Source organism: Hydrogenophaga sp. (genome assembly GCF_048549895.1).
Classification (GTDB): domain Bacteria; phylum Pseudomonadota; class Gammaproteobacteria; order Burkholderiales; family Burkholderiaceae_C; genus Hydrogenophaga.
Window position 1 is genome coordinate 1 of the sequence record NZ_JBLYYB010000193.1, and the last position, 6,285, is coordinate 6,285.

6 protein-coding genes are annotated in these 6,285 nt (G+C 65.9%); 2 read left to right on the top strand and 4 right to left on the bottom strand.

Translation table 11 applies throughout. The annotated features are described in order from the left end of the window. The first annotated feature begins 160 nt into the window (after nucleotides 1–160). A complete protein-coding gene (locus ACN4F8_RS18245; RefSeq protein WP_419474871.1) occupies nucleotides 161–409 on the top strand; it encodes a calcium-binding protein in 249 nt (82 codons plus the stop codon). On the opposite strand, the gene ACN4F8_RS18250 is transcribed toward ACN4F8_RS18245, so the two are convergent. The 4 genes from ACN4F8_RS18250 to ACN4F8_RS18265 form a co-directional block, all read right to left on the bottom strand. Then, the gene (locus ACN4F8_RS18250; RefSeq protein WP_419474872.1) at nucleotides 406–1,179 is read right to left on the bottom strand and encodes a hypothetical protein; all 774 of its coding nucleotides are present in this window, start codon (nucleotides 1,177–1,179) and stop codon (nucleotides 406–408) included. The genes ACN4F8_RS18245 and ACN4F8_RS18250 overlap by 4 nt on opposite strands. A gap of 17 nt (nucleotides 1,180–1,196) precedes the next feature. Further along, the gene (locus ACN4F8_RS18255; protein ID WP_419474873.1) at nucleotides 1,197–1,856 is read right to left on the bottom strand and encodes a TetR/AcrR family transcriptional regulator; all 660 of its coding nucleotides are present in this window, start codon (nucleotides 1,854–1,856) and stop codon (nucleotides 1,197–1,199) included. Nucleotides 1,857–1,861: 5 nt separating this feature from the next. Next, the gene (locus ACN4F8_RS18260; protein WP_419474874.1) at nucleotides 1,862–3,118 is read right to left on the bottom strand and encodes a patatin-like phospholipase family protein; all 1,257 of its coding nucleotides are present in this window, start codon (nucleotides 3,116–3,118) and stop codon (nucleotides 1,862–1,864) included. Between the two features lie 118 nt (nucleotides 3,119–3,236). Continuing rightward, entirely contained in the window at nucleotides 3,237–3,782 is a 546-nt protein-coding gene (locus ACN4F8_RS18265) for a phasin family protein (protein ID WP_419474875.1), read from the bottom strand. Nucleotides 3,783–3,989: 207 nt separating this feature from the next. Between ACN4F8_RS18265 and ACN4F8_RS18270 the strand changes: the two genes are divergently transcribed. After that, on the top strand, nucleotides 3,990–5,975 hold the full coding sequence (locus tag ACN4F8_RS18270) for an SDR family oxidoreductase (protein ID WP_419474876.1): 1,986 nt from the start codon (nucleotides 3,990–3,992) through the stop codon (nucleotides 5,973–5,975). Nucleotides 5,976–6,285: the final 310 nt, after the last annotated feature.

Below are 6,285 nucleotides of genomic sequence, written 5' to 3' on the forward strand. Positions count from 1 at the left end.
CTTGAACGGGGGCGCAGGCTCCGACACCTACCTGTTCGGGCGGGGCGACGGGCGCGACGAGATCCACAACCCCGACTACACAGCCGATGCGGGCCTGACCGCGCAAGACACGCTGCAGTTCCTTGAGGGCATCAACATCGACCAGCTGTGATTCCGCCGCGTGAACACGAACCTGGAGGTGAGCATCATCGGCACCGACGACACGGTGCGGCTCAACAGCTGGTACGCCAGTACGCCGCTGCACATCGATGCGTTCGAGACCAGCGGCGGGCAAACACTGCTGTCAAACCAGGTGGATCAGCTGGTGCAGGCGATGGCGGCTTTCAGTCCACCGCCACCCGGGCAGATCACGCTCTCGCAAGACCAGCGCGCGGCGCTCACGCCGGTGTTGGCGGCCAGCTGGGTCTAGCCTTCCAGCACCAGCCGAACCGACGCCACATACAGCTGCTCCATCGCATCGAGCGGCTGCACCGCGGCGGCGCGGTCCTGCAGGTGGCGCGCTTCGTCCATGCGTTTGTGGCCGTCCAGCATGATCAGGCCGTTGGCGTACTCGGACAGCGTGACGGCCGAGTCGGGGTTGAGCGCCAGGGCCTTCTGGTACAGCGCCAGACCGGCGTCCTTGCTGGCGCCGTGCGTCATGCCGCCCACCAGCGCACCCACCTTGTCGATCACCTCGGCGTGGTAACCGGCCAGTGCCAGGTGCGCGTCGGCATGGCGCGGCGCCAGCGCGATGGTGGTCTCCAGCGCCTGGCGGATCTTGGCGCCCAGGCCTTGCGTGAGCGCCTTGGCCACGCTGATGCACTGGCTGTAGCGCGCCAGCGCGTAGGCCTGCCAGTACCAGGCACCGGCGTTGTTCGGCTCGCGCTTTTGCAGGGCTTCGGCACGGGTCGCTGCCTCCAGCAGCAGCTGCTGGCGGGCGTGTTCGCGTGGCTCCAGGTAGTTGGCGTAGATGCAGGTGGCCTTGTTGGCCACGTTCATGCCGGCGTCACCCAGGGCCAGGCCCTCGATGGTGGCGCGCTGAAACTCGCCGTTGTGAAACAGCACCCAGGCCGCCAGCACATCGGCGCGCTCGGGCCAGGGCTCGGCGTCGCCCATGTGCAGGCGGCTCCACTGCCGCTGCAGGTGGGTGGCGTCGAACCGGGGGTTCAAGGTCCAGGGGAAAGGTGTCCAGTTGTCCATCGTTGTCTCCTCGTGCGTCAGGCGCTGGGGCTGTAAGCCGCTGTGAGATGGATCAGGTGCTGCCTTTGCGAGCTCTCCAGGTAGGGCGCCAGCAGGTTGAGCACATGGTAGGCACCACGCATCAGCGCCTGTTGCGCGTTGTCGGGCTCCAGCGCGTGGCGCGGATCGCGCACGTACTCGAAGCTCAGCCAGTACGTGAGCACCACCACCATGCAGTCGGCGGTGGGCTCCATTTCGCGCGCGTCCATCGTCACCGCGCTGTGGCGGCCGAGGGCCGCGAGCAGGTGGCGGATGGCGCGTGTCTTGTTTTTCAGCACGTCCTGAAAATGCGTCTCCAGCATGCGGTTCTTCGAGAGCAGGTCGTTGAGGTCGCGGTAGAGAAACCGGTACTCCCAGATGATCTCGAACAGCGAGTGCAGGAAGAACCAGGCGTCCTCCACATTGCGCACGCCTTCGCTGGCGCCCAGCAGTTCGCCCAGCGCCTTTTCATAGCGCTCGAACAGCGAGTTGATCAGCTCGTCTTTGGCCGGGTAGTGGTAATACAGGTTGCCCGGGCTGATGCCGAGTTCGGCCGAGATCAGCGTGGTGGACACGTTGGGCTCGCCGAAGCGGTTGAAGAGTTCGAGCGTGACCTCGAGGATGCGCTCGGCGGTGCGGCGCGGGGCTTTTTTGGCCATGGCGCTCAGCGGCCCAGGGCCGGTGTGCCGAGCTGGCGCTGCAGGTCATCCAGGGTGGCATGCAGCTGCCGGCCCAGCGCTGTCTGGGCGGGCACCGACGGCTCGTTCACCAAGCGCAGGTCGGTGTTGCGCAGCGAGGCCTGGTTGAGCGTCACGCCGTGGCGCGCCAGCTTGGGCGCCAGCTCGGCTTGGCGCTCCTGCAGCATCTTGCGCGTCTGCTGGTAGGCGTGTTCGGCGAGCTCGCGACGCTGGCGGTAGCTGAAGGTGTTGGCGGTGAACAGCTTGGCGTCGCGCTGGTCGGGCTCGATCAGCACGATGTCGCTGCCGGGGTACAGGCGCTCGTAGTTCTTCATGCCCAGCTCCAGCCGCGAATGGATCATGGAGCGGAAGGTCTGGCTCATCACCGCCGGAAACCCACCTTCGACCAACGAAGGAATGTGATCGGTTTGCTCGCCCACCGCGTGCGCTCGAAACGGCACCAGCGGGTTCAGGCACAGCAGCAGCCCCGCGCCTTCGTCCAGCGCCACCGTGGCGTGCAGGGTTTTCTTGAGAGCCCCGTCCACATAGTGTTGACCGTCAATTTCCACCGGCGGGAACAGGCCGGGCAAGGCGGCGCTGGCCTGGATGGCGCGCGAGATGGGCACGTGGTCCCAACCGGCCTTGCCGAAAGGCGCGGCCTCGCCGGTGTCGAGCTGCGTGGCCACCAGCGTGAGGCGGGCGCGCAGCTGGCGAAAGTCGTTGGTGCGCCCGGGCTGGCTGAACAGCCGCTCGATCTGTTGGTGGATGCCTTCGTTGTCCAGCAAGCCCGTGGGGAGCGCCGCGCCCAGCCGCTCGAATGCATTGGTGAAGTCCTTGCCCTGCACACCCCAGGCCCACAAAGCGCTGCCCAACAGACCCGGCAGGCGCTGCAGGCGGTTGCCGAACTCGGCCCAGGCGGGCTTGAGCAGCCAGGCCGGGTCGAAATGGTCGATGCCCTGGCGATCTTCAATGAAGGCCTCGCAAAGCTGCCGAGGCGTCATGCCGTTGGCCAGGCCCGCCACGATGAAGCCACCCGCGGACACGCCGATGTAGTGGTCGCAGCGGTTGAGGTCGAGGCCATCCAGGCTGTCGGCCAGTGCGCAGAGTGCGCCGATTTCGTAGATGGCACCGAGCGGTCCGCCTCCGGCCAGGGCCAGGGCGATGCGGGGGCGCGCTGCCTGGACCGAACGACTTTTTGCTGGCCGTTGAGAGGGCTCGGGGTGGGCTGCGCGCGGAGTCGTCATGCGTTTGAGTGTAGACCGCGGGTGTGGCCGAAAGTGCTGCGTTGCAGCATGGGGCACAGACGCAAAACAGGGGCGCGAACGCCCCTGTTTGAAGTGATGCCGTCAGGCCTCAAGGCGCTTACGCCGTGGCGGCCTTGCGGGGGGTCTTGCGGGCGGCAGGCTTGGCCGCGACCTTCTTGGCTGCAGCGGCTTTTTTGGCCGGTGCGGCCTTGCGGGCCGCGGTCTTGGCGGGGGCCTTGCCGGCGAGTTGCTGCACGTGCTGGTTGAGCGCATCGATGCGCTTGATCAGCGCGTCCACGTCGCGCGCGGAGGGCACGCCCAGCTTGTTCAGGGCCTTGGCCACGCGCTCTTCAAAGATCGACTCGAGCTTGTCCCACTGGCCCGAGGCCTTGGAGGAGATGTCGGTGGCCATGCTGCTGACCTTGTTGGTGGCTTCCGAAATGCGCTCTTCGGCCACGGCCTGGGTCTTGCGCTGGATCGACAGACCTTCCTTGACCAGGGACTCAAAAGCCTTGCCGCCCTCTTCCTGCGCCTTGGAAAAAGCGCCGAGGCCGGCCAGCCAGATCTGCTGGGCCGAATCCTTGATGGCGCCGGACAGCGGCGAGTTGAACGCCTGGGCGGATGCCTGCTTGTCGCTGCCGTTTTTCTGGATCTTCTTGACCATGAGGTGCTCCTGTGGATTGAAATGGATGGACAGGCCGGGGGCCTGAGTGCAGCCACTGTACGTGCTGGCCCTGCGCCCTGTGTAGGGGCGCAAGACTAATGCCGGCGCGGCGTACGCGGGTTTTTGCGGAATGGGGCGCGCCGCTTCGTGGACAAGAATGGCAGGCGTTTCGCCTTGCTCACACACCATCTGTTCCAGGAGACCTTCATGCATTACTTCGTCACCGGTGCCACCGGCTTCATCGGCAAGCGCCTGGTGGGCAAGCTGCTCCAGCGCAAGGGCGCGGTGGTGCACTTCCTCATCCGCAAAGCAAGCGAAGGCAAGGTGGCGGGGCTGCGGGAGTATTGGGGCGTGAGCGCCGCACGCGCGGTCCCGGTGTTTGGCGACCTCACCAGCAAGAAGCTGGGTGTCTCAGCCGACGAGACCAAAGCACTCAAGGGCCAGATCGACCACTTCTACCACCTGGCCGCGGTGTACGACCTGGAGGCCGATGCCGAGAGCCAGATCGCGGTCAACGTGGACGGCACGCGCAACACGGTGGAGTTCGCCAAGGCCATCGGCGCGGGTCACTTCCACCACGTGTCGTCGATCGCCGCAGCCGGCCTGTACGAAGGCGTGTTCCGCGAAGACATGTTCGACGAGGCCGAGGGCCTGGACCACCCTTACTTCATGACCAAGCACGAGAGCGAAAAGATCGTGCGCCTGGAATGCAAGGTGCCGTGGAGCGTGTACCGTCCCGCCGCCGTGGTGGGCGACAGCCAGACCGGCGAGATGGACAAGATCGACGGGCCGTACTACTTCTTCAAACTGATCCAGCGCCTGCGCCAGATCCTGCCGCCGTGGATGCCCAGCGTGGGTCTGGAGGGGGGCCGCATCAACATCGTGCCGGTGGATTTTGTGGTCGATGCGCTCGACCACATCAGCCACCTCAAACGCAGCAGCGGCGCGTGCTTCCACCTGGTGGACCCGATGGGTTACCGCGTGGGCGACGTGCTCGACATCCTGAGCAAGGCCGCGCACGCGCCGAAGATGAACCTGTTCATCAACGCGGCGTTGATGGGTTTCATTCCCAAGAGCGTCAAGAAGGGCCTGATGGCGCTGGCGCCGGTGCGCCGCGTCTACAAAGCCATCATGCAAGACCTCGGCCTGCCCGAGGAGATGATGACCTTCGTCAACTACCCGACGCGCTTCGACTGCCGCGACACACTCGCCGCACTCAAGGGCAGCGGCATTGCGTGCCCCAACTTCAAGGACTACGCATGGCGCCTGTGGGACTACTGGGAACGCCACCTCGACCCCGACCTGCACATCGACCGCAGCCTCAAGGGCACCGTGGCGGGCAAGGTGGTGCTCGTCACCGGCGGCAGCTCGGGCATTGGTCTGGCGGCGGCGCACAAGTTCGCCGAAGCCGGTGCCACCACGATCATCTGCGGGCGCGACCAGGACAAGCTCGACGAAGCGTGCAAGGAAGCCCAAGACAAAGGCTACGAGTTCATCGCCTACCCGGCCGACATCGCCGACATGGCGGACGCCGATCGCTTCGTGCAACTGCTGGTGGCCAACCACGGCGGCGTGGATTTCCTCATCAACAACGCCGGCCGATCGATCCGCCGCGCCATCGAAGGCAGCTACGACCGCTTCCACGACTTTGAGCGCACCATGCAGCTCAACTACTTCGGCTGCCTGCGCGTGACCATGGGCCTGCTGCCCGGCATGGTGGCCAAGCGCAAGGGCCATGTGGTGAACATCAGCTCCATCGGTGTGCTGACCAACGCCCCCAGGTTCAGCGCCTACGTGGCGAGCAAGGCCGCGCTGGACGCCTGGACGCGCTGCGCTTCCAGCGAATTCGCCGACCAGGGCATCAGCTTCACCACCATCAACATGCCGCTGGTGCGCACGCCCATGATCGCGCCAACCCAGATCTACAAGAACGTGCCGACGCTCTCACCCGAGGAAGCGGCCGACATGATCGCGCCGGCCGGACTCTCCAAGCGGGGGCGCATGGCGCCCCGGCGGGGCATCCCCGGCCTGGTTATGCACGCCATGGTGCCGAGGGTGGCGCAGATCGTGATGAACACGAGCTTTCGCATGTTCCCGGATTCGTCGGCGGCGAAGGGGGAGAAGGGGGCGAAGCCGCAACTGTCTGCGGAAGCTGTGGCTATGCAGCAGATGATGCGGGGGATTCACTTCTGATCTTGGTTTCTTTGTCGTGAGGTTTTTTCTTTCGTGGCGAGCCGGGTCTCGGCCCGGCGGCCGAGCTACTTTTCTTTGCTTCGCCAAAGAAAAGTAGCCAAAAGAAAGGCGTGCCGAAGTCCGGGGCCCTGCGGGCTTCCTTGCGCTGCTCAGCCCGGCCACACGGCAGAAGAGGGGACGGGATCGGGAGCGGACTGCCCTTCCGGCGGGCGTGTCGTGCTCCCTCGCCCTCGGGGAGAGGGCGGGGGTGAGGGCGCCCCCGCCGTCATTCGCTGGCGAGTAGCGCAGGAGCGTCCGGACAAGGGGCGCA